General features: G+C 65.9%; 22 protein-coding genes and 1 pseudogene. 15 read left to right on the forward strand and 8 right to left on the reverse strand.

Annotated features, from left to right (window positions below; translation table 11 throughout):
• Positions 1-87: 87 nt before the first annotated feature.
• Entirely contained in the window at positions 88-2,028 is a 1,941-nt protein-coding gene (gene recJ / locus CB0205_RS0111400; protein WP_010317474.1) for a single-stranded-DNA-specific exonuclease RecJ, read from the forward strand.
• Positions 2,029-2,104: 76 nt separating this feature from the next.
• Here recJ and psb30 read toward each other — a convergent pair whose 3' ends face one another.
• The gene (gene psb30, locus CB0205_RS0111405) at positions 2,105-2,236 is read right to left on the reverse strand and encodes a photosystem II reaction center protein Ycf12/Psb30 (RefSeq protein ID WP_232197314.1); all 132 of its coding nucleotides are present in this window, start codon (positions 2,234-2,236) and stop codon (positions 2,105-2,107) included.
• Between the two features lie 92 nt (positions 2,237-2,328).
• Between psb30 and CB0205_RS0111410 the strand changes: the two genes are divergently transcribed.
• The 11 genes and pseudogenes from CB0205_RS0111410 (at position 2,329) to fmt (ending at position 12,610) form a co-directional block, all read left to right on the forward strand.
• Positions 2,329-2,709 carry a YkgJ family cysteine cluster protein gene (locus CB0205_RS0111410; protein WP_010317476.1) on the forward strand — a complete coding sequence of 127 codons (381 nt, stop codon included), beginning with the start codon at positions 2,329-2,331 and terminating at the stop codon, positions 2,707-2,709.
• Positions 2,709-3,083 (forward strand): TMEM165/GDT1 family protein, encoded by a 375-nt coding sequence (locus CB0205_RS0111415; protein WP_010317478.1) that lies wholly within the window; start codon positions 2,709-2,711, stop codon positions 3,081-3,083. The genes CB0205_RS0111410 and CB0205_RS0111415 overlap by 1 nt, the downstream gene beginning before the upstream one ends.
• A 5-nt stretch (positions 3,084-3,088) precedes the next feature.
• Positions 3,089-3,400, forward strand: a complete 312-nt coding sequence (locus CB0205_RS0111420; protein WP_010317480.1) for a TMEM165/GDT1 family protein — start codon at positions 3,089-3,091, stop codon at positions 3,398-3,400.
• Positions 3,401-3,518: 118 nt separating this feature from the next.
• Positions 3,519-5,801, forward strand: coding sequence for an RNB domain-containing ribonuclease (locus CB0205_RS0111425; protein WP_010317482.1), 2,283 nt, complete (start codon positions 3,519-3,521; stop codon positions 5,799-5,801).
• Positions 5,802-5,834: 33 nt separating this feature from the next.
• Positions 5,835-6,442 (forward strand): annotated as a pseudogene (locus CB0205_RS14785) (flavin prenyltransferase UbiX).
• 20 nt (positions 6,443-6,462) lie between these two features.
• Positions 6,463-6,984: a hypothetical protein gene (locus CB0205_RS14790; RefSeq protein ID WP_050778488.1), complete on the forward strand. Its 522-nt coding sequence runs from the start codon at positions 6,463-6,465 to the stop codon at positions 6,982-6,984.
• A 45-nt stretch (positions 6,985-7,029) separates the two neighbouring features.
• Positions 7,030-7,461: a DUF2996 domain-containing protein gene (locus CB0205_RS0111440; RefSeq protein ID WP_010317487.1), complete on the forward strand. Its 432-nt coding sequence runs from the start codon at positions 7,030-7,032 to the stop codon at positions 7,459-7,461.
• Between the two features lie 78 nt (positions 7,462-7,539).
• Positions 7,540-8,637: a magnesium-protoporphyrin IX monomethyl ester (oxidative) cyclase gene (acsF, locus tag CB0205_RS0111445; RefSeq protein ID WP_010317488.1), complete on the forward strand. Its 1,098-nt coding sequence runs from the start codon at positions 7,540-7,542 to the stop codon at positions 8,635-8,637.
• A gap of 204 nt (positions 8,638-8,841) precedes the next feature.
• Entirely contained in the window at positions 8,842-10,194 is a 1,353-nt protein-coding gene (locus CB0205_RS0111450; protein WP_083797941.1) for a TldD/PmbA family protein, read from the forward strand.
• 1 nt (position 10,195) lies between these two features.
• Positions 10,196-11,569: a TldD/PmbA family protein gene (locus CB0205_RS0111455; RefSeq protein ID WP_010317490.1), complete on the forward strand. Its 1,374-nt coding sequence runs from the start codon at positions 10,196-10,198 to the stop codon at positions 11,567-11,569.
• 9 nt (positions 11,570-11,578) lie between these two features.
• Positions 11,579-12,610, forward strand: coding sequence for a methionyl-tRNA formyltransferase (gene fmt / locus CB0205_RS0111460; RefSeq protein WP_010317491.1), 1,032 nt, complete (start codon positions 11,579-11,581; stop codon positions 12,608-12,610).
• Here fmt and CB0205_RS0111465 read toward each other — a convergent pair.
• The 5 genes from CB0205_RS0111465 to CB0205_RS0111485 all read right to left on the reverse strand — a co-directional run bounded on the left by CB0205_RS0111465 (position 12,607) and on the right by CB0205_RS0111485 (position 16,541).
• On the reverse strand, positions 12,607-13,368 hold the full coding sequence (locus CB0205_RS0111465) for a J domain-containing protein (RefSeq protein WP_010317492.1): 762 nt from the start codon (positions 13,366-13,368) through the stop codon (positions 12,607-12,609). The genes fmt and CB0205_RS0111465 overlap by 4 nt on opposite strands.
• A gap of 6 nt (positions 13,369-13,374) precedes the next feature.
• Positions 13,375-14,658 (reverse strand): DEAD/DEAH box helicase, encoded by a 1,284-nt coding sequence (locus tag CB0205_RS0111470; protein WP_029626348.1) that lies wholly within the window; start codon positions 14,656-14,658, stop codon positions 13,375-13,377.
• A gap of 154 nt (positions 14,659-14,812) precedes the next feature.
• Positions 14,813-15,460 (reverse strand): hypothetical protein, encoded by a 648-nt coding sequence (locus tag CB0205_RS0111475; RefSeq protein ID WP_010317496.1) that lies wholly within the window; start codon positions 15,458-15,460, stop codon positions 14,813-14,815.
• Complete coding sequence (locus CB0205_RS0111480; protein ID WP_010317497.1) at positions 15,460-15,807, reverse strand: DUF6464 family protein; 348 nt, start codon at positions 15,805-15,807, stop codon at positions 15,460-15,462. Before CB0205_RS0111480 ends, CB0205_RS0111475 begins: the two co-directional genes overlap by 1 nt.
• Positions 15,808-15,812: 5 nt before the next feature.
• Complete coding sequence (locus CB0205_RS0111485) at positions 15,813-16,541, reverse strand: DUF475 domain-containing protein (RefSeq protein ID WP_010317498.1); 729 nt, start codon at positions 16,539-16,541, stop codon at positions 15,813-15,815.
• A gap of 62 nt (positions 16,542-16,603) precedes the next feature.
• Between CB0205_RS0111485 and CB0205_RS0111490 the strand changes: the two genes are divergently transcribed.
• Entirely contained in the window at positions 16,604-17,377 is a 774-nt protein-coding gene (locus CB0205_RS0111490) for a hypothetical protein (protein ID WP_010317499.1), read from the forward strand.
• Here CB0205_RS0111490 and CB0205_RS0111495 read toward each other — a convergent pair.
• Positions 17,331-18,089: a hypothetical protein gene (locus CB0205_RS0111495; RefSeq protein WP_010317500.1), complete on the reverse strand. Its 759-nt coding sequence runs from the start codon at positions 18,087-18,089 to the stop codon at positions 17,331-17,333. The genes CB0205_RS0111490 and CB0205_RS0111495 overlap by 47 nt on opposite strands.
• 62 nt (positions 18,090-18,151) lie before the next feature.
• Here CB0205_RS0111495 and mfd point away from each other — a divergent pair, with 62 nt between their 5' ends.
• Positions 18,152-21,703 (forward strand): transcription-repair coupling factor, encoded by a 3,552-nt coding sequence (mfd, locus tag CB0205_RS0111500; protein WP_010317501.1) that lies wholly within the window; start codon positions 18,152-18,154, stop codon positions 21,701-21,703.
• Positions 21,704-21,767: 64 nt separating this feature from the next.
• The gene (locus CB0205_RS0111505) at positions 21,768-21,956 is read left to right on the forward strand and encodes a hypothetical protein (protein ID WP_010317502.1); all 189 of its coding nucleotides are present in this window, start codon (positions 21,768-21,770) and stop codon (positions 21,954-21,956) included.
• Positions 21,957-22,019: 63 nt separating this feature from the next.
• On the opposite strand, the gene CB0205_RS0111510 is transcribed toward CB0205_RS0111505, so the two are convergent.
• A complete protein-coding gene (locus tag CB0205_RS0111510; protein ID WP_029626349.1) occupies positions 22,020-23,354 on the reverse strand; it encodes a S41 family peptidase in 1,335 nt (444 codons plus the stop codon).
• Positions 23,355-23,357 lie beyond the last annotated feature (3 nt).

The following is a 23,357-nucleotide window of genomic DNA, read 5'->3' on the forward strand; positions in this document are numbered from 1 at the left end:
ATGCTGGGGTGAGGCTAAGGGAGCTGGACGCCAGGGCCTGGACAGAGCCTGCTCACGGCTCAGAATGCAAGCTGACGAATCGCAAGCGTGCTCCTCGAGTCTCCAGAGCAACGCTTGTTCGACCAGCGCCTGCAGCAGAACTGGCAGCTTCCCGCTGCGGTGGCCCTCGAGGAGCTCCCCGGCGACGTGCAGGCCCTGGGACTCTCAGAGCCCATCCTTGCCCTGCTCAGCCGACGCGGCTTTGGCAGTGCTGCCGCGATCGAAGCACTGCTGAACCCCGCGGATGCCCCCGATCCCAAGCACCACTTCCCCGACTTAGGCCTGGCGGTCAAGCGCCTGAAGCAGGCCTGCAAAACCAACGAACGCCTGGCGATCTGCGGCGACTACGACGCCGATGGCATGACCAGCACGGCGCTCCTGATCGGTGTCCTGCAGCAGTTAGGGGCGCAACCGCAAGCGGCCATCCCCAGCCGGCAGGCCGATGGCTATGGGCTGAATGTCTCGATGGTGGAGGAGCTGGCCGCTGAGGGCATTCGACTGCTGGTCACCGTCGACAACGGGGTCTCCGCACGGGAAGCCCTCGAGCGCGCCCAGGCACTCGGCCTCGAGGTCATCGTCACCGACCACCACACCATTCCCGAGGAACGTCCGCCCCTCAGCGCCCTACTGCACCCGCAGTGCACCCCGGAGGACTCCCCCTACCGGGGCCTGGCCGGGGTGGGCATGGCCTACGTCCTCGCCGGCGCCCTGGCCAAAGCCAACCGCTCAGCCAAGGCTCTGGCCATGGCCCTGGACCTCTTCTGCATCGGCACCATTGCCGACATGGCTCCGCTGCAGGGGGTCAATCGCCGCTGGTTGATGGACGGATTGCCACGGCTCAAGGACAGTCCGCTGCCGGGGCTCCAGGCCCTGCAGCAGGTGGCCGGTCTCGACGATGTGCCGATCGATGCCGGTGCCGTTGGCTTCCAACTCGCCCCCAGGATCAACGCCGTCGGACGGCTGGGGGATCCGCGCTTGGTGGTGGATCTGCTGACCACCGATGACCCGGAGCAGGCCCTGGAACTGGCCCGGGAATGCGAGAGCTGGAACCGCCAACGCCGGGAGCTCTGTGATGCCATCGAGGCGGAGGCACGGGCCCTGGCCGAAGCGGATGGAGACCAGCGCAGTCCGTTCCTACTGCTGGCCCAAAGCCATTGGCATCACGGCGTGATTGGCATCGTGGCGGCCCGTCTGGTCGAGCACTACGGCACCCCCGTCGCCCTGCTGGCCGCCGAGGGGGATGGCCGGATGCGGGCCTCGGTGCGGGCGCCCAAGGGCTTTGCCGTCGATGCCGCCCTCCAGGCCTGCGGTGAGCTGCTGGAGCGGTTTGGTGGCCACCCCGCCGCCGGGGGCTTCACCGTCAAGGCCGAGCGGGTCACGGCCCTGCATGAACGGCTCAACGACCTGGCGCAGGTCTGGCGCGAGCGGGAGGGCCTGCAGCTGGTCATGCCCGAGGCCCTGCTGAAGCTGGAGCAGATCAACCGGCCCCTCTGGCGAGAGCTGCAACGGCTGGAGCCCTTCGGCATTGGCAATCCCACCCCACTCTTCTGGAGCTGTGGCTGCACGATCAGCCAACAGCGGGAGCTGCGGGGTGGTCACCTTCAGCTCAGCCTGCGCCAGGGCGAAGCGCGGGTGCGGGCCATGGCCTGGCGCTGGGGAGCGGTTGGCCATCTGCTGCCGAAGCAGGTGGATGTGGCCTATCACCTCAGGCTCAACCGTTGGAACGGCGAAGAGAGCCTTCAACTCGAGGTGGTGGGCATCCGCCCCAGCAGCGGAGAAGCGCTGGTGCTCCAACGCCAGGAGCGCAGTTACTGGGTGCGGCGGGAGGGCAACGCCGTGGTGATTCGCAACGCCGATGGGGAGGAACTCCGGGGCGAAGCCCAGCAGGGCCGGCTGGAAGCCCTTCAGATCGATCACCCGAAGGCGGAACACCCCTATGTGAAAGCCCTGGTTCAAGACGCAGCCAGGGCGATGGGACTGGCGGCCTAGAGACAACAAAGCCCCCTGAAGAGAACCTCCAGGGGGCCGAGCGTGTCGATGTGGCGGAGGCCTAAGACCCTTCCGATCAGAGGGCGCCGCGGCGGTAGAAGAGGATGAAGATCACGGCCGGGCCGACCAGGGTGATCAGGAACAGGGCAGCGAAGTTGGCGATCAGGTGGAAGTCGATTCCCATGGGAGAACGGCTCGGGAGCTGCACGTGTTTGCAGCAGCCTAAAAGCAGACGGGCCGACGCCGCCCCCGCAGGGATCGCTCCTGTGACGGGTTGTCACAGCGCCTGGGGGATGAACCATGGCTGAGACCCTTCAGTGGCGCTGCATCAGCGGCTGCGGCTCCTGCTGCCGCCTGGACCCCGGGGAGCGCAATGAAGCCCTCGACGCGCTGGACGAGGAGCAGCAGCAGCTCTATCTCTCGATGGTGGGGCCCGACGGCTGGTGCATCCACTTCGACACCGGCTCCAGTACCTGCCGCATCTACGACGAACGGCCGGTCTTCTGCCGCGTCGAAAACCTGGCCCAGCTATTCGACGTGCCCTCCGAGGAGGCCAACGACTTCGCCATCGCCTGTTGCCGGCAGCAGATCCGCTGCGAACACGGCGGTCGTGGCATCGTGATGAAGCGTTTCGAGCAGGCGATCCGCCAGCCCGCTGAAGACAACGATCGCCAGCCCTAATGCCTGAGTCCGCCCCGAGCAGCGACACGCCTCAACCGGAATCCACGCAACAGCAATCCAAAAAAGAGGAGAAGGCCGCCAGCTTTGGCGCGGTCTTCCTGACGACCTTCACCACCGTCTTCCTCGCCGAGTTGGGCGACAAGACCCAACTGGCTGCGCTGTTGCTCTCGGCGGAATCAGGCCGTCCGGTCTTGGTCTTTATTGGCGCCTCCCTAGCCCTGATCAGCTCCAGCCTGGTGGGGGTCGTCCTCGGGCGCTGGCTCTCGCGGGTCCTGCCCCCCGGTCAACTCGAACGCCTGGCCGGGATCTTGATGATCGCCCTCGGTCTTTGGCTCGGCCGGCAGGCCGCCGTCAGCATGTTCCCCCTGGCCTGATTGCCATGCAGCTCCCTCTCCTGGCCTCAACCTTCCTGACGGTCTTCCTGGCCGAGTTGGGCGACAAGACCCAACTGGCGATCGTCACCATCAGCGGCACCTCGAGCCGCAGCGGCGCCGTCTTCGCCGGCAGTGCCAGCGCTCTGGTTCTCGCCAGCCTGCTGGGGGCAGGCGCCGGGGGGTCCCTCTCCGCCGTCATCCCGACCGATGCCCTGCAGCTGGCCGCCTCAGTGGGTTTTCTCGTGATCGGCGGCCGTCTGCTCTTAAAAGCCGGCCAGGACGACGAAACCGAGGAAATCGCCCAGGACGCTGAGTAGGATGGTGAGGCTTCAGCAGCACTCGAAGGCGTTGGCCGTCTTCAAGTGATGCCTGGGGCACGCAGAACCACCACCTCATTTGGGCTTGTCCGCTCCGCAGAAGCCCACCCCAACAGCCATGAAGTTCACGGTCGCGGACCTCATCGAGCAGCTCCCGCAGCAGGAGCCCCTCAGCCTCAGCAAGCTTGAGAAAGGACTGGGCCTGAGCACCAAGGCCGACAAGGAACAGCTGCGCATCGCCCTCACTGCCCTCGCCCGCGCTGGGGTGCTCGAGGAAGCCGACGAGGGCATCAGTCGCGTCGAGGACGAGGGCCTGATCGAAGCCCGGCTTCGCTGCAGCAGCAAAGGGTTCTGCTTCGCCCTGCGCGAGGACGGCGGAGAAGACATCTACATCCGCGACAACCAGCTCAACCACGCCTGGAACGGTGACCGGGTCCTGGTTCGGGTTACCCGTGAGGGCGGGCGTCGGCGCTCACCGGAGGGCGGGGTGCAATGCATCCTGCAGCGCAACACCACCAGCCTCCTGGCCCAGGTGGAGCAGCAAAACGACCTCCTGGTGGCGGTCCCCCTGGACGACCGTCTGTTGACGGCCATCAACCTGCCGGCCGGAGATAGCGAGCATCTCAAACCCGCCACCGAAGCCGTGGTGGAGGTCAAGGTCGATCGCTACCCCGTCGGGCAACTCGCCCCCGAGGGCCACGTCGCCCGCAGCCTTGCGGTCAATGCCGGACCGGAGGCTGATCTGGATCTGCTGCTGACCAAACACGGTCTGCGGGAGCTGCCGGCCGCACCGAAGAGCACGCCCAAGGCCCTCGACCTCAAATCCCGGGATGACTTGAGCGCTCTACCCACCCTGGTGCTGCAGCTCTGGGGCAGTGCTGAAGCGCCACTCCTGCCAGCGGTCTCCCTGGAATCCCTGGAGAACGGCCAGCGGCTCTGGGTGCACGCCCCTGCCATTGCTGAACGGGTGGGTTTTGGCAGCGCCCTGGAACTCTTCCTGCGGGAGCGGAGTGAAGCGCTCTGCGTCGGTGAAAGCTGGCTGCCCTACCTGCCCAGCGCCACCACCAAAGCAGCGGCCTTCAAAACCGGAACGCCCGCTGCGGCCCTCTCGGTGGCCCTCGATCTCAACGCCGAAGGGCAGCTGGAGCACTTTCGCTTCTGCCGGAGCACCATCTCGGCCGACGGGCTGGTTGACACCAAAGCCCTGCAGGCCCTGGCCGATCGCAAACCGAAGGCGCGCACGACCCCTGCCGCCCTGAAGGGGCTCAAGGATCAACTGCCCCTGCTGGAGCAGCTGATCGCCCTGGCCCAGACCCTCCGGCAGAACCGCCTGAGCCAGGGCTCGATTGATCTGGACCTGGGCATCCCCAACCTGGAGGGGCTCGCGGAGCTAGCGATTCCCGAGCCGGATGAGCGCCGCCAGGGCTGGATGGTTCAGCTGGATCCAGCCCTCTCCACCGCCGGTTTGCTGCGGGAGATGGTCCTCCAGGCTCACCGGGCCTTGGGACGCCACATGGCCGCTCTGGAGCTCCCGGCGATCTATGCCCTCAATGGTGCGCCCGATGCCGAGGCCCTCAACGACGTGGCCAAAGCCGCTCTGGCCCTCGAGATCCCCCTGGAACTCTCCGCCGATGGCAACGCCAGCGCCCAGGAGCTGGCCGTGGCCTTCGCCGCCAGCGACCGCGCCCGGGTGCTGCAACAGCAACTGCGGGACCCCCTGAAACCCGTCAGCCTCAGTGCAGAGCCCGGCAGCAACACCCTGGCCGCAGAGGACAAGGCCTACGCCCCTTGGTGCTGTGCGGCCCTGCACTACGCCGACCTCTGGAACCAGCACCTGTTGGTGCTGTTGATGAGTGAGGGGAAAGATCGTCCCTCCGTGCGGCACAAAACCCGCGTCGACATCACCTCCGATGAAAGCCATGGGGTGATCGACTGGCCCCTGCTCACCGCCAGCCAGCTTTCCCCCGTCGAGGAGGCCCTCACAGGAGCACTGCTGCATCGCTTGAACGAGCGCGGCCGCTTTGTGAGCGAACTCCAGGGCGACGCCCTGGCCATGGCCCAGGCCCGTCAAGCCGAACCGCTTGTGGGCCAAACCCTGACCGGAACCATCAGCGGCGTACAGAGCTATGGCTTCTTCGTTGAAGTCCCTCCGTCGCACGTCGAGGGCCTGGTGCACGTCAGCTCCCTGAAGGACGACTGGTACGAGTACCGCTCCCGTCAGAACAAGCTGGTGGGTCGCAAGAACCGCCGCGCCTACATGCTGGGCGACCAGGTGGAAGTCACCATCCAAAAGGTCGATGTCCTGCGGCATCAGATCGATCTGGCCGTGGTCCTGCCCGAGGGTTACGAGGAGTTCAGCCCCGACGACTCCAGCGACACTGACGCGGACGGCGAGGACTGAGCGTTGAGCGACAGCAGCGCCCAGGCAGCGCCGCTGCCCATCGTTCTGGCCGTCTCCGGAGCCAGTGCTCAACCCCTGGCCGAGCGGGCCCTCCAGCTGTTGCTTCTAGCCGGGGAATCCGTCGATCTGATTGTCAGCCGCGGAGCGATCGGCGTCTGGCAAGCCGAACTTGGTGTGCGTGTCCCCAGCGAGCCATCCGCCCAGGAAGCCTTCTGGCGCGAACGCCTTGGCTGCAGCAGCGGGGAGCTGCGTTGCCACCGCTGGAATGATCAATCCGTGGCCATCGCCAGTGGTAGCCACCGCACCCGCGGGATGGTGATCCTTCCCTGCTCCATGGGAACCGTCGGGCGAATCGCCTCAGGGGTCGCCACCGATCTGATGGAGCGCTGCGCGGATGTCCATCTCAAGGAAGGCCGGCCGCTAGTGATCTGTCCGCGGGAAACCCCCTGGAACCTGATCCACCTGCGCAACCTCACCACGTTGGCGGAGGCGGGAGCGCGGATCGCCCCCCCGCCCCCGCCTGGTATCACCAGCCGACATCCCTGGATGAGATGGTGGACTTTTTGGTGATCCGCGTGTTCGATTGCCTCGGTTATGAGCTCGGTCAGCTGCAGCGCTGGACCGGTCCGATCCAGCCCTGAGGCACTCCATCGCCCCTGTGTTGAAACGCATCCTGCTGCTGCCGCTGCTCTCGCCATTGCTGGCGACCCTTGTCGTGGGAGCGGTGAACCCCAAGCCAGCGGTGGCCGTGCGCGTCCTCACCTGGACCTCACCCGCCCTGCCCCTGGGCCTCTGGATCGCCGGGGCATCCAGCCTGGGGGCTGGCCTCAGCGCGGCCGGGGCAGCCTTGGCTCTGCAGGGCGGAGGACCGCAAATCCTGCCCCGCCGCTCCGTTCGCCGCCGCCCTGAGCCCGAGTCCTGGGCGGGATTCAGCCCGCCAGCTGAAGAGCGCCCGCGGCGAGCAGCGCCCGAGCGGGAGGACTGGGGGGCCGAAACTGAGCCAGAACGTCCGCAAACCGCCTGGGCTGGCCCCAGCCGCGGGGCCGCCGATCCCGCCCCAACGGTGTCAGTTCCCTTTCGCGTCATCCGGCGCGGCCAAAGCAGCGCCAGCGCGACACCCCCACCTGCGGCAAGCAGCCCCGATCCTGACGATTGGGGAAGCAGCAGCTCAGAGGAGTGGTGAGCACTCCCTAAAGTTCAGCCAACGTCTGGATTGAGGCCTGCGCCGGTGACCGATTCCGCCCAACCCGCAGCAAGCGCCGCAGACGCCAAGCCAGCCAAGGCGGCGAAACCTCCGGCCCCGGAAGACAAGCCCTTCGCGGAGTTTGTCCCGAATCTGCTGATTCCGGCTCTGGCCAAGGAAATCGAGGCCTACGGCGGCCCCAGCGACTGCAACCTGAGTTTTGAGCAGGGGCCCATGCCCGTGGTCGGCAGCAGCTGTTGGCAGGTGAAGGGCAGCCTCCCCAATGGACGACGCTTCTGGCTCTGCTTCACCAGCGACTCCATCAGCTCGGCCAAAACCATCGCCCTGGCTGAAGCCGGCAGCGAACCGAGCCTGCTGGAGTCATTTTTGATTGACGAGAAAAAAATGACCCAGGCGCTGCTGGTCTCACGGCTGGTGCAGCGTCTGAATGGTCAGAAATGGCTCGGGGCCAACTAAACCTGCGAGTGATGAAGCCCGTCAACGGGCTGGCACCAAAGCCGCCTACGATGGGTTTTGCTCCGTTCAAGCCGCCCGATGGTGCCTCCCACCGCCGTTGCCTCATCTGACGCCGCAACAGCCATCGGCACGCCCAATGCACCGGCCACGAAGGATCCGGTGAAGGACACAATCTTGACTCCGCGGTTCTACACCACGGATTTCGAGGCCATGGCTGCCATGGACCTCAGCCCCAACGCCGATGAGCTGGAAGCCATCTGCGAGGAGTTCCGCAAGGACTACAACCGCCATCACTTCGTTCGCAACGAGGAGTTCGAAGGCGCCGCTGACAAACTCGATCCCGAGACCCGGAAGGTCTTCGTCGAGTTCCTCGAGCAGAGCTGCACCTCCGAGTTCTCCGGATTCCTGCTTTACAAGGAACTGAGCCGTCGGATCAAAGAGCGCAACCCGCTGCTGGCCGAGTGCTTCGCTCACATGGCCCGCGATGAGGCCCGCCACGCTGGCTTCCTCAACAAGTCGATGAGCGACTTCGGTCTGCAGCTCGACCTCGGCTTCCTCACCGCCAACAAGGCCTACACGTACTTCAAGCCCGAATACATCTTCTACGCCACCTACCTGAGCGAGAAGATCGGCTACTGGCGCTACATCGCCATCTTCCGCCACCTCGAGAAGAACCCCGACAGCAAGATCTTCCCGATCTTCAACTTCTTCGAGAACTGGTGCCAAGACGAGAACCGACACGGCGACTTCTTCGATGCCCTGATGAAGGCGCAGCCCAAGAGCGTCACCGGCCTGCGTGCTCGCCTCTGGTGTCGCTTCTTCCTGCTGGCCGTGTTCGCGACGATGTACGTCCGGGACGTGGCTCGCAAGGAGTTCTACGAAGCCCTCGGCCTCGATGCCCGCGAGTACGACAAGTACGTCATCGCCAAGACCAACGAGACCACCGCGCGGGTCTTCCCCGTGGTCCTGAACGTCGACCATCCGAAGTTCTATACGCGTCTTGAGCGCCTGGTGCGCAACAACGACAAACTCAGCGCTGCTGATGAAGGCAACGCCCCAGCTCCCCTCAAGGTTCTGCGCAAGCTGCCCTACTGGGTCGCCAACGGTGCCGAGATGGCCAAGCTGTTCTTCACGAACCCCATCCGCAGCGAGAACTACCAGCCCGCCGTTCGCTGATTCCTGCGTCATTCGCAGTTCCCCGTAGGGGGTTAGGCCCTGGTCGCTTTGGCCAGGGCCTTCTTGCTAGGACCGTGATGGCCCGCTGCCATCCATGCCCAACCGTCAACAACCCGCGTGATTGCCTCCATCCCGTCCCACGCTGAGCTGTTACTCGGCCCCTTTGATCAGCGCTGGAGCCCGCGCCTGGAATCACTCCTGGCGATGGGCAAAGCCGCCGGCGCCGATCTCGTTGAGATCTTCCTGGAGCGGACCGATCACCTCGGTGTCCTGGCCGAACAGGACACCATCACGAGCGTGACGCCGGCCTTCGGCATGGGAGCTGGCATCCGGGTGTTTCGGGACCAGCGGGACGGCTTTGTCAGCACCAACGACCTCAGCGAGGCCGGACTGACGACGGCGCTGACCCAAGCCCTCGGGATGTTGGGACTGGACCTGGACGGAACGGGGCTCAGCGGCTTCGAAGGTCTACCGGCCCTCAGGGATTTCGCCCTGGAGAAAAATCTCTGGCTCAGCAGCTGCCCTGAGCTGACCGAGAGCACCCAGAAGCTGCTGGAGGGAACGGCCCAGCTGCAGCAGAAGGGCAAGCATCTCCAGGCCCGCCGGGGCAGCTATGCCCGGGACTGGCAGGAAGTGATGGTGGCCGCCAGTGACGGCACCTTTGGCCGGGACATCCGTCTGCATCAATCTGTTGGCCTCAATGTCCTGGCCGCCGATGGTGATCACCGGGCCGGCGTCGGACGCCGCTACGGCACCTCCGACAGCCCAGACGATCTGCGCCAGTGGGATGTCGCCCAGGCCGCCGATGAGGTCTGTACGAGTGCCGGCAACATGCTCTACGCCGACTACGTCGAGGCCGGCCAGATGCCAGCGGTGCTGGCTAACCGCTTCGGTGGAGTGATCTTCCACGAGGCCTGCGGCCACCTCTTGGAAACCACCCAGGTGGAGCGCGGCACCACCCCCTTTGCCGAGAAGGTCGGCGAGACGATCGCCCATGAAGCCGTCACCGCCATCGATGAAGGGCTGACGGGCGGCGCCTTTGGCTCCCTCTCGATGGATGACGAGGGACTGGAGGCCCAACGCACCGTGCTGATCGAGAACGGTGTCCTCAAGCGTTTCCTCAGTGACCGCGCTGGAGAACTGCGCACGGGCCATGCCCGCACCGGCAGCGGACGGCGCCAGAGCCACACCTTCGCCGCCGCCAGCCGCATGCGCAACACCTACATCGCGGCGGGGCCCCATCAACCGGAGGACCTGATCGCCTCGGTGGACCGCGGCCTCTACTGCAAGTCCATGGGCGGTGGCAGTGTCGGACCCACCGGTCAGTTCAACTTCGCCGTGGAGGAGGGCTACCTGATCGAAGACGGCAAGCTCACCAAACCGGTGAAGGGCGCCACCTTGATCGGCGAGGCCAAGGAAGTGATGCCGCGCATCTCGATGTGCGCCAACGACCTCGAGCTAGCCGCAGGCTTCTGCGGTTCGGTCAGCGGCAGCATCTTTGTCACCGTCGGACAACCCCACATCAAGGTCGACTCCATCACCGTGGGGGGCCGCTGAGATGAGCCAGACCAACCAAAGCCTCAACGCCGAACAGCTGCGCAGCCAGCTCGAGGGAATCGCCCAGCTGCACGGCATCCGCCAGTGGGACCTCGGCGCGGCCTGCAGCACCGACACCTCCGTGCAGGTCGACCGCGGCGAACCCAAGCAACTCAAGGGGGCCCAGCGCAGTTCGATCACGATCCGTGTCTGGAACAGTGAAGGGCTGGTCGGCACCACCAGCACCTCGGACCTCTCCCAAAGCGGACTGGAGCGAGCCCTCTCCGGTGCCCGGGATGCCGCGGCATTCGGGAACGCCGAAGAGACGCCTGCCTTCTCACCCCTGGCCACAGCACCGCTGACGGCCCTGGATCAACCGCTGCATCAGCCCCAGGGCATCCTCAAGTTGCTCGAGCAGCTCAAGGCCGCAGAGCATGATCTGCTCGGACGCCACCTGGCGATCAGCACCGTTCCCTACAACGGACTGGCCGAGCGCAGCAGCGAACGGATTTACCTCAACAGCGATGGGGCCTGCCGTCAGCAGCAGCTGACCACCGCCAGCATCTACCTCTACGCCCGGGCCGAGGAGAGCGGCCGCAAACCGCGCAGTTCCGGTGCCGTACGCCTGGCCTACGGCGCCTCAGACCTCGACATTGCCGGCTGCATTGACGAGGCCGCCGAGCGCACCATCAGCCACCTGGATTACGCCCCGGTGGAGACCGGCCGTTACACCTGTGTGCTCAGTCCCGAGGCCTTCCTCGATCTGATCGGCGCCTTCAGCAACCTCTTCAACGCCCGCTCGGTGCTGGACGGGGTCAGCCTCAGCCAGAAGGACTCCATCGGCCAGAGCCTGGCGGTGCCCTTCCTTTCGATCGACGACAACGGCCTGCACCCCGGCAACATTGGCGCCTCCAACTTCGATGGAGAGGGAACGCCCACCCGCAAGCTGTCGCTGCTGGAGGGGGGAGTACTGAAGAACTTCCTGCACTCCGAGGCCACGGCCCGGGCCTTTGGGGTGGCCCCCACCGGCCACGCCGGTCTCGGGGCCAAGGTGTCTGTCGGTCCCGACTGGTTTGAGATTGGCCCCACCCCCGGCACAAGCGGCGGCCAGAGCGGTCTCGATCGGTTCAAGGCCGATCAGCCAATCATCTGGATTGACTCCCTCTCCGCCCTGCATGCCGGGGTCAAGGCCAGCCAAGGCTCCTTCTCCCTGCCCTTCGACGGCTGGTTGATCAAGGGCGGCGAAGCCCGCTCCATCGATGCCGCCACCGTGGCCGGCGATATCCGCCAGGTGCTTAACGCGATTGTCGGCTTCGAGGGCGAGGCCAAGGTCACCCCCGACGGGCTCTGCCCGATGGTCTGGGTGGAGGGTCTCTCGGTGACCGGCGAGGCCTAAGGGCAAGCGATGCGGATCCTGTTTTGGGGTACCCCGGCCTACGCCGCCGTCAGCCTCGACGCGTTGGTCAACGCCGGACATGAGCTAGTCGGTGTCGTCACCCAACCGGACCGCAGGCGCGGGCGCGGCAAGGCACTGGTGCCCTCCCCCGTGAAGGCCAGGGCCATGGAACTCGGCATCCCCGTGTTCACGCCAGAGCGGATCCGCAAGGACCCTGAATGTCAACAACAACTTGCCGAACTGGGGGCCGATGTCTACGTCGTGGTTGCCTTTGGCCAAATCCTCCCGCGTGAGGTGCTGCAGCAACCACCCCTGGGCTGCTGGAACGGCCATGGCTCACTGCTCCCCCGCTGGCGCGGCGCAGGCCCGATCCAATGGAGCCTGATCGAAGGCGACGCTGAAACCGGCGTCGGGATCATGGCGATGGAGGAGGGGCTCGACACCGGACCGGTGCTTCTGGAGCGCGCCATTCCCATCGGCCTCCGGGAGAACGCCCACCAGCTGGCCGAACGACTGGCCCAGCTCACCGGCGAGCTCCTGGTCGAAGCCCTACCCCAGATCGAAGCCGCTGGACCCGGCCCGGAACAGGAACGCCTGCAGCGGCTGGGCGTGCGGGTCCAGCCGGAGGAGGGCATGACCTACGCCCGGATGCTGGCCAAAGAGGATTTCCAGATCGATTGGTCCGGCTCAGCCCTGGCCGTCCACCGCAAGGTGATGGGGCTCTACCCCGGCGCCAGCAGCAGCTGGAAGGGCAAGCGCCTGAAGGTGCTCTCCTCTGAACCCCTGATCAAACGTCTCACCGCTGAACTCAGCCCGGAGGCCAAAGCCTTGGCCGAACGCTGGGGGCTGAATCCAGGCGAAGGGTCCAGCCATACCCCCGGGACCGTGCTGGAGTGCGTCGACTCCACCGGACTGGTGGTGGCCAGCTCCGGCTGTCCCCTGCTGATTCGCGAGGCCCAGCTGGAGGGGAAGAGCGCCAGCCACGGCACCCAGCTGCTGCAACAACTCGGCGTGGTGCCGGGCGACCGCCTAGGGGACTAGGCCACCAGGAACTGATAGGCGTCGTTCACCCGCCGAAACGCCTCCGCGGTTCCGCCCACATCGGGGTGGTGCTGTTTCACCAGCCGGCGGTGGGCCTGCTTGATCGCCTGTTTGGAGGCCCCCCACTCCAACCCCAGCACCGAGAGGGCCGCCACCCGGCGGGGGTCCCGTCCCTGATCGGTCGACTGGTGCTGGCGGTCCGTGCGGCGCTGATCGCTGCGCGTCCTGCGGTTGTTGTTGTGGTTGCTGGTCCTCTGCCGCTGGCGCAGTTCCAGCACAACCCGTTGGGGGTCGTCGTCGAGCCATTCGATCGCACTGACGCCGTAGAGGGCAAAGGCCGCCAAAACGGCGCAGCGCTTTTTGTTGAGCAGGCTGGCCGTCGCCGCATAGAGATCCCGTCCCAGACCCGGCACCAGATGGTCAAGGCGCTGCTGCAGGTTCAACTGCGGCAGAAAGCTGCTGCGGTTGAGCTGCTCAATCATCTCCTGCAGGCCGCTTTGGCGCAGAACGGCCCAGCCCTTCTGCTCGGCCAGTGCTGCACCCCAGCGCTCCACCTGAGCAGAGGACACCAGCGCTTGGGGTGGCCGCCAATGCTGGCGGCTGGGTTCCGGTCGCTGGCGGAGGTGCTCCAACTGCCGGCGGAGCTGACGCACCTCACGCCTCAGCGCTTCGTTCTCTTGGAGCAGCGCGTCCACATTGCTCGTGACCCGCTGCTGCGGGCGCGGCTCTGCGGACCAGCGCCTGGGATCAAAGCCCACGCCGGCTCAAGGGCGGCGGGAGGAGGAGCGTGCCGCGGGACGTCCGCTGCGGCTGACACCGCCGCGATTGCCACCACCGCGGTTGCCACCACCACCACGGCTCGAGCGGCCGCGCCCGCCGCTCAGGTCCAGCGGGGGAGCCGAGAGCACCGTGGGCTCAAAGCCCGGGATCTCCTGCTTGGGCAGCTTTTTGCCCGTCAGGCGTTCAATCGCCCGCAGCAGCTCATGCTCTTCAGCGGCCACCAGGGAGACGGCATGGCCGCTGTGGCCCGCCCGACCGGTGCGGCCGATGCGGTGGACGTAGTCCTCGGCCTGGTTGGGCAGGTCGAGATTCACCACATGGGGCAGCTGATGAATGTCAATGCCGCGGGCGGCGATGTCGGTGGCGACCAACACCCGCAGCTCGCCGCTCTTGAACCCCGCCAGGGCACGGGTGCGGGCCCCTTGGCTCTTGTTGCCATGGATCGCCGCCGCCGCCATGCCTTCGGCACTGAGCCTGTCGGCGACGCGATTCGCACCGTGCTTGGTACGGGAGAAGACCAGCACCTGCTGCCAGTCATTGCTGGCGATCAGATGGCAGAGCAAATCCGGCTTGCGCGCCATATCGCAAGGGTGAAGGATGTGCTCAACCGTTGCCGCCGTGCGGTTTTCGGGGGTGACCTGAAGCTGGACGGGCTCATGGAGCAGACCCGTCGCCAAGCGACGAATCGAGGTCTCGAAGGTGGCCGAGAACAGCAGGTTTTGGCGCTTCGCCGGCAGCAGCCGCAGGATTTTTTGGATGTCGCGGATGAAGCCCATGTCGAGCATCCGATCCGCTTCATCCAGCACCAGGATCTCGACGCGATCCAGGCTGATCGCCCCCTGCTGCACCAGGTCCATCAGGCGGCCCGGCGTGGCCACCAACATATCGGCGCCAGCCTGCAGCCGGGTGATCTGGGGATTGATCTTGACCCCGCCGAAGACCACATCGCTGCGCAGGTCCAGGTGCCGGGAGTAGGCCTTGACGTTGTCGGCCACCTGGGCCGCCAGCTCGCGGGTGGGGGTCAGCACCAAGGAACGAACAATTCGCCCGCGGGCGTGGGGCCCATGGCGCAGGCGCTCCAGCATCGGCAGGGTGAAACCGGCGGTTTTACCGGTGCCGGTCTGGGCCGCTGCCATCACATCGCGGCCCGCCAGAACCGCCGGGATGCATTGCTGCTGAATGGAGGAGGGCTGGCTGTAGCCCTTCTGCAGCACGGCCTCAACGATCGGACGCCCGAGCCCCAGTGCCGTAAACGGGGACTCCGCCAGCTGCTCCTCATCGACAGGCGGCAACACCGCGGGGGCCTCCGCTGTTGCAGAAGCGCTGGTCGACAGCCGCTTCACCGGAGCCGGCCGACGACGCTGCCGGAGAGAACGATCGGGGGAGGAGATAAGCAAACCTCGCGAAGCTTCACCCTACGGCTCAGGACTCGGTGTACAGCTGCCTGGCCTGATCCAGGGTGAGCTGCACTTCCTGATCGCTCAGCACCGAGGCTTCTGGCCAGGACTGATCAAGCCAGCGCCGCAGAACGGGCAGCTCCTGCAGGAAAAACGTCTCTTGTGCCGCCAGCACCCGAAATTTCAGGAACTCCAGCAGGCGTGCCCGAAGACGAGCAACCGGGATGGGGCGGCAGCGCGCAGGATCGACGGCCAACTCAAGGGCTGCGCCCGTCGCAAGCTCCGGCAAGCGGGGAGCCAGGAGCTCCAGGCGGCCGTCCCGCTGAAAGTGGCGAACCTTGGTCTCGGGGTGCGGGTGGTAGATCCAGCCCTCGACCGCGGCGCTCGAGGGCTGACGCAGGAGCACCCGCCAAAACGAGAAGGTCTCAGGCGGGTGCAGCGGTGTCCACGCCAACTGCTCAAAGCAGTAGTCGGGGTGGCGTAAGACCCAACGGCAGCCTGGGAAGTCCAGGTTGATCGTCCCCTGGACACAGTCCGAGAGGTCCAAGCCGCCCTGCAGAAAAAATGGCGACTGCAGGGCAATCGTTCCAGCGGGATAGGGACTGTCGCTGGCCCACCCCGAGGCCACGCCATGGCCTCTGGCCACGATTCCCCGATGCCAGAGCCCCTCCATCAGCCCTCGCCGCGCAGGCTGTGGTGGGCGCAGCGCTCACAGGGACCCGACGGCAGCACCGCGCAACGCAGAAGCGGTGAGCGGGCATTGAACTGACAACTGGGGTCACCGATGACCCATTGCCCCTGCCACCAGCGCGCATCCGCAGGGCGGCGCTGGGCCTTGACCTGGAGGGCAATGGAGCTGAGCTCGTAGCGCCCGCCGCGCAGCTGGTAGCGGTGGTGGCGCTGCAGCACCAGATAACTCCGCTCGGGGAGCTCCAGCCAGCGCCCGGGTTGGGGCACCTCCTCGAGCTCGAGACGGTCGATCAGTTGGTTGCTGCCGGCCTGCCGCAGTTCAACGCGCATCGGCTCTAACCCTCGGCCTCCTCAGGGACGCGCTGGGAGAAGCCCCAGGCAAAGAGCAGGGCCACGACCGCCAACAGCCCCCATTCCGGAGGAACCACTTGCGGCGCCACCAGACGCAGCAGCAAACGGATCCCCACCAGGCCAACGGCCAGATAACCAGCCGCTTCGAGGTGGCGATAGACCTCAAGCCAGCGGATAAACAGCACGGAGGTCAGCCGCAGAGCCACCACCCCGAGCACTCCGCCGATCATCACCAACAGCAGGTTGTCGCTCACCGCCACCGCCGCCGCCACGCTGTCGAGGGAAAAGGCCAAATCCGTCAGGGCCAGGGTGACCACCACCCCCGAGAGCCCCTTGACCGCTCCATCAGCTGCGGAGTCATCGCTGGGCTCTGGATCCCCTGGTTCAGCCTCGCTGGACCTCAAGTTGGTGACACAGAGCCACAGCAGATAGCCCGCCGCCAGCAGCTGCAGCGGCCAGAAGTCCAGCACCCATTGGGCCGCCGCAATCAAGATCAGCCGGAAGACCAGGGCCAGCCCCAATCCCAGGTTCAGGGCCTGGCCCTGGAGCTTCGGATCATGCAGCCGCCTTGAGATCGCCGCGAGGGCAATGGCGTTATCGGCGGAGAGCACCGCCTCCAGGGCCACGAGCAACGGCAGCAGCAACAGCAGCTCACCCCACTGATCCGCCGATTGGATCAGTGGCGATAGAGATGGAATTGACTCCGCTTCCATGCCGTTGCTGCAGAGCCTTCCTTGGCTCGCCAGTGTAGAAACGCCACAACGACGAGCCGACCATGGAGAGCAGCCTGTCGTTTCGGGCGCGTCTGGTGCATGCCGAAGCCGGCAAGCGCGTGGTCCAACTCAGTGCCTGGAGGGGATCCCAGTGCCTCGGTAGTGCCCTGGGGGAAGATGAGAACGCCGAACTCGCCGAGGAGCGGGCCCTGGAGCGGCTGCAAAGCCGGCTGAATCACCAAGCCCCTGCGCCGGCACCTGCACCGGCACCAGCTGAGCCACCGGTCCGCCACGCCGTGGTCAGGCGGCCGCCCGCTGAGGAGACCAGCGATCCCGCTCCGACAGCCGATCCCGAGGCGGTGCAGCCAACCCTGCCGCAGGCTCCAGTCGTCGAGGCCCAAGAGCCAGCGACCGATCCCGAGGACTGGAGTGATGAGCTCGCCGAGATCGACATTCAGCTCAAACGCTTGGGCTGGGAGCGCAGCCAAGAGGGGACCTATCTGCAACGGGCCTTCGGCCACCCCAGCCGCAACCGCATCACCAACTACGCCGATCTGGCCGCCTACGTCCGCAGCCTCAGGGTGCTCGAGCCGGGCTGCGATCCCGCCTCCGCGTCGATTCCCCTCCGACGGCGCGATTTGCTCCAGCAGAGCGATCAGCTGCTCGCCTCCTTGCAATGGGATGCCAACCGCGGCCGCCAGGCCCTGGAGCAGCAGTTCAACCTCAGTAGTCGTCAACAGTTGAGTGATGAACAGCTGCTGGCGTTCAACATGCAGCTGGAGACAACACTCATCGGCGCCGGCAGTGGCGCGCCAGCAGCTCCCAGCCCAGGTTGAGCTGCTCCTGGTTGGCGTAGGCCTCCTCCTCGAGCCCCCTTTGCTCGCTCGAAGCCTTGGCATAGAGCGGCTGCTGCAGATGGCGCCGCCCTGAGGCGTTCAGGCTGCGGCTCAGTCCCAGCAGCTGCGGCCGGGCATGGATTGAGCCGCCCTTGCAGCTCTGGGCCACATGGATCGCCTCATGGTTGAGGACCCGCGTGAAATTGACCGTCCCTTTGGAGGCGACATCGGGCCGCAGACGCAACTCACCGCGACGCGGATTCCACTCACCCGCGGCTCCCTTCTGTTTGGGCTGGCGCACCACCAGCACCACACCGCTGCACTCCAGCTGCTCCAGCAGCAAGCTGATCGCCTCGCGCTCACGGCTGTAGCTGGGTGGATGGGCGATCAACTGCCGCAGCGCTGAAGCGGTGAGGGGCTTCTCCCCCAGGCGACGGCGATAGGTGATCCGCTGCCCCCCGCCCGGCAGACGCTCCACCCGGGGCAGCCAGAGCTGATCCGCCTGATCCAGCCGTTGAAACAGGGCCCGCTGGCTAGAGGCCGTCAGTTGCCAGTTCAGGGGCAAGGGCGGGGCCAGGGCAGGCGCTGAGCTACCGGCTTGGGCGACCTCCTCAGCAACCAGCTCCCCCTCGGGTTCCCCCAGCCGACTCAGGCCCGCCCCGGCCAGCAACAGAAGCGCCAGGGCCAGCAGCAGACGCCTCCCTTGCCTCACCGCAGCCCGCCTCAGCTGCTCACCATTCTCTTGCCAAGATGGGCAGCTGTGCTTTGAGCCCCATGCCCCTCTCCGCCCTGGTGCGCCAACTGCAGCAGGTGGCCCTCAGTGGAGAGGTTCTGCAGCGGTGCAACAGGGATGAGCGCCTGCGGCTCTCCGGTGCGGGACGCGGCGCCCGGGCCCTGATCAGCAGCGTCCTGGCGGGCTGCGCCGAGGCGCCGCTGCTGGTGGTCGTGCCCACCCTGGAGGAGGCCGGACGCTGGGCCGCCCTGCTGGAGCTAATGGGCTGGAGCAGCGCCCAGCTCTACCCCACCAGCGAGGGCAGCCCCTACGAACCCTTCGATCCCACCAGCGAGATCACCTGGGGACAACTGCAGGTGCTCAGCGAGCTGCTGGATGCCAAGGGCCGCTGCGCCATCGTCGCCACCGAGCGCGCCCTCCAGCCCCACCTGCCGCCGCCGCCGGCCCTGCAGGCCCAGTGCCTCAGCCTGCGCAAAGGGGATGAATTTGAGCTCGAGGCCCTCGGAGAAACCCTGACCCGCCTGGGCTATGAGCGGGTCACCAGCATCGAGCAGGAGGGCAGCTGGAGCCGCCGCGGCGACATCGTCGACGTCTTCCCGGTCAGCGCCGAACTCCCCGTTCGTCTCGAGTTTTTCGGTGAGGAGCTGGAGAAGCTGCGGGAATTCGATCCCGCCAGCCAGCGCTCCCTCGATCCGATCGAGGTGGTGCGGCTCACCCCCAGCGGCTACGGCCCCCTGATTGCCGATGCCCTGCGTGAGGGCATGCCCGAGGGTCTCGATCAGCTGCTCAGCCCCGAGGCCAGCGAACAACTGCTGGAGGGCGGAACGCCGGAGGGGATGCGGCGGCTGATGGGTCTGGCCTGGAGCGAGCCGGCCTCCCTGCTGGATTACCTGCCCGACGGCACGCTGATCGCCATCGATGAGCGGCGCCACTGCCTCTCCCAAGGCCAGCAGTGGTTCGACCACGCCATCGAGCACCACGCTGAGGTCTGCGCTGAACTCGGCGTCGAGCTACCGGCCGTGCTGCACCGCAGGCCCGAAGAGGCCCTGGCCGCTGCTGAGCGCTTCCAGGGCTTTGACCTGGCGGAGCTCCAGGAGAGCGACAACCACCCCAACAATTTCGACCTCTCGAGCCGGCCCGTGCCGGCCTACCCTAACCAATTCGGCAAGCTCGCCGAACTGATCAAAGGCTTCCAGAAGGACAAGGCGCGGGTCTGGTTGCTCTCGGCCCAGCCCAGCCGGGCCGTGGCCCTGCTGGAGGAGCACGACTGCATCAGCCGCTTCGTGCCCAACCCGGCGGATCACCCGGCGATTGATCGGCTGATCGAGCAGAACACCCCCGTCGCCCTCAAGACCAAGGGCACCGCTGAACTCGAGGGTCTGCAGTTGCCGGCCTGGAAGCTGGCGCTGATCACCGACCGGGAGTTCTTCGGCCAGCACTCCCTGGCGGCCAGCGGCTATGTGCGCCGCCGGCGCAAGGCCGCTAGCCGCACGGTCGATCCCAACAAGATGCGCCCGGGCGACTTCGTGGTGCACCGCAACCACGGCATCGGCAAATTCCTGAAGCTCGAGAAGCTCGCGATTGGCAGCGAAGCCCGCGACTATCTGGTTGTGCAGTACGCCGATGGCCTGCTGCGGGTCGCCGCCGACCAGCTGGGCAGCCTCGGGCGCTACCGGGCCACCAGTGACAGCCCCCCGGACCTCAACCGGATGGGCGGAACCGCGTGGAACAAAGCCAAGGAGCGGGCGCGCAAGGCCGTGCGCAAGGTCGCCCTCGATCTGGTCAAGCTCTACGCCGAACGGCACAAGGCTCCGGGCTTCGCCTTCCCGGTGGATGGCCCCTGGCAGAACGAACTCGAGGACTCCTTCCCCTACGAGCCCACGCCTGATCAGGTCAAGGCGATTGCCGATGTCAAACGGGACATGGAGCAGCCCCAGCCGATGGACCGCCTGGTCTGCGGTGATGTGGGCTTCGGCAAAACCGAAGTCGCCATCCGCGCGATCTTCAAGGCCGTCACCGCAGGCAAGCAGGTGGCAATGCTCGCCCCTACAACCGTTCTGGCCCAGCAGCATTGGCGCTCGCTCTCGGAGCGCTTTGCGCCTTATCCCATCAAGGTCAGCCTGCTCAACCGCTTCCGCACCAGCAGCGAGCGCAAGGTGATCCAAGAGGGCCTGGGCGAAGGCACCGTCGACGTGGTCGTCGGCACCCACCAACTGCTGGGCAAAGGCACCCAGTTCAAGGAGCTGGGCCTGCTCGTGGTGGATGAGGAGCAGCGCTTTGGCGTCAACCAAAAGGAAAAGATCAAGGCCCTGCGCAAGGACGTCGACGTCCTGACCCTCTCGGCAACCCCGATCCCGCGAACGCTCTACATGAGCCTCTCAGGGGTGCGGGAGATGAGCCTGATCACCACGCCACCGCCGTTGCGCCGGCCGATCAAAACCCACCTGGCGGCCCTCGATGAGGAAGCGGTTCGCAGTGCAATCCGCCAGGAACTTGATCGCGGCGGCCAGATCTTCTACGTCGTCCCTCGGGTGGAGGGCATCGAAGAGGTGGCCGAAGGGCTTCGGCAGATGATTCCCGGCCTACGGCTCCTGGTCGCCCACGGTCAGATGGCCGAAGGCGAACTGGAGAGCGCCATGGTGGCCTTCAACGCCGGCGAGGCCGACCTGATGCTCTGCACGACGATCGTGGAGAGCGGCCTGGACATTCCCCGGGTCAACACGATCCTGATCGAGGACGCCCATAAATTCGGCCTAGCCCAGCTCTACCAACTGCGCGGTCGCGTCGGCCGCAGCGGCATCCAGGCCCACGCCTGGTTGTTCTATCCAGGTGACGCCTCCCTGAGCGATGCGGCACGTCAGCGTTTGCGCGCGATTCAGGAATTTGCCCAACTGGGGAGTGGCTACCAACTGGCCATGCGCGACATGGAGATCCGCGGCGTCGGCAACCTGCTCGGGGTGGAGCAAAGCGGCCAGATGGAGACCATCGGCTTTGACCTTTACATGGAGATGCTCCAGGAATCCCTCGCCGAGATCCAAGGCCAGGACATCCCCGCCGTGGACGACACCCAGATCGATCTGCAGCTCACCGCCTTCATCCCCGGCGACTGGATCAGCGACAACGACGAGAAGATGGCGGCCTACCGCGCCGCGGCCGACTGCATCAGCCCAGACAGCCTGCTGCAACTGGCGGCCGACTGGGTGGATCGCTATGGCGCCATCCCGGCGCCGGTCATCTCGCTGCTGCAGCTGATGGAGCTGAAGCTGCTGGCCAAACGCTGCGGCTTCTCACGGATCAAACCCGAGAAACCCAACATCGCCTTGGAGACCCCGATGGAGGAGCCAGCCTTCCGGCTGCTGCGCCAGGGATTACCCCAACACCTGCACGGCAGGCTCGTCTACCAGGCCGGTTCCGGCAGCACCGCCAAGGTCCTGGCACGGGGTCTGGGGGTCCTGCCCATGGAGAAACAGGTGGAGGAGCTGATGAACTGGCTCAAGCAAATGGCCGAGCAGATCCCGGGTGCCGATGGCCTGACCGATGCCCAACGGGCTGAACAGCTGAAGGCCAAGAACGAAGCCGTGCTGGCGGTTTAGGCCAAAGATGAGCGACCAGCGCAAAAGTCCGTTACAATTGCGTGAAGTGATGTAACGGACGCTCATGGGTCCCGGCCTCGGCGAAGTCATCGATCTCAGCAGCGGCTTCGGCGGAGGCCTGAGCCTTGTCTCTGGCTTGATCTCCCTGGTGGCCCTGGGTGTCTTCGCTCTGCTTCAAGCAGACACCGGCAACGATGACGACGACTCCACCCCTGGTGGCGGCCTGATGCAACCCGTGGGCAGCGCCGCCTGAGGTCAGCCCATAAGCGTTATCAGCTCAGCCCACGGAACAACCGTGGGCTTTTTTGTGGCCTAACTACTGAACGGGAGCCGCCAGCGCCGCTGGGACATTGGCACTGCTGGGGTTGTAGGCACGTGACTTCGTCAGGCTGCCGGCAGCCTTGACCTGCTTGAGCAGGGTCGATTCAGCCACGCGGTACTGGCTGTCCTTCTGGGTGCCCAGGTCCTCCAGCCGCAGGCTCTGGATCTCGCGAGCGCTGAGCTTGGCGCGCACATCGGGATCAATGCCGTGCTTATGGATATCGCGACCGCTTGGGGTGAGGTACTTGGCGATCGTCACGGTCATTCCTGATCCATCGATCAGGCCGCGAACCGATTGGACCAAACCCTTGCCGAAGGTGGTCTCCCCCACCAACACAGCGCGATGGTTGTCCTGCAGAGCACCGGAGAGGATTTCGCTGGCACTGGCTGAACCCTCATTCACCAGGACCACCAAGGGACGCTCGGTCAGGGCGCGGCCCACCGCCCGCTTGGTGTCCTGGATGCCATCGCGGGTCTTGGTGGAGACGATGACCCCCTCATTGAGCCATTGGCGGGCAATGGCGATGCTCGCCACCAGCAGGCCACCGGGGTTACTGCGCAGATCGAGCACGTAGCCCTGAACCTGCTCCTTCTCCAGATCCTTCAACGCCTGCGCCATGTCCTTGGCGGCATTGGCGTTGAACTGCTTCAGGCGGATGTAGCCAATCTTGGTGCCATCGGCACTGGTGTTGACCTGGGTGTCGACCGCATGGAGCTCAATGCGTGCACGCACCAGGGGCGTATCCAGCAGCTTGCCGTTGCGGCGGAGCTGCAGGGTCACGGTGCTGCCGGCCTTGCCGCGGATCAACTTGACCGCATCCTCGGTCGTCATCCCCTTGGTGCTCTTGCCGTCAATCGCGGTGATGACGTCCTTGGGCATCACCCCGGCGCGGGAGGCCGGAGATCCTTCAATCGGACTGACAACGGTGAGTTCTTTGCTGTCCTTATCAAGGCTCAGCTGGATGCCGACCCCGGAGAGTTCCCCAGAGGTGTCGATCTGCATCTCCTTGAACTCACGCGGATCGAGGAAGCGCGTGTAGGGGTCATCCAGGGTGGCCAACATGCCACGGATGGCCTCGTAGCTCTCCTTGGTGCTGCCGTAACTCTTGGAGAGAACCTGACGACGCAGGTCCTTCCACTTGTCGGTGGTGTATTTGCCGTTGGTATCGAGATAGTCCCGGAAGACGATCTGCCAGGTCTGATCAATGACTTCCTTCGGGCTATCGCTCACCAGCGATGCCGAACTGGGCATCAGGAGGGGAGGCAAGCAGATCGCCCCGACTGCGCCGGCACCGGCCAGAACAAGCAACAGGCCGCGTGGCTGAGTCATCAA

It is taken from the genome of Synechococcus sp. CB0205, from assembly GCF_000179255.1.
In the GTDB taxonomy this organism is placed as follows: domain Bacteria; phylum Cyanobacteriota; class Cyanobacteriia; order PCC-6307; family Cyanobiaceae; genus Vulcanococcus.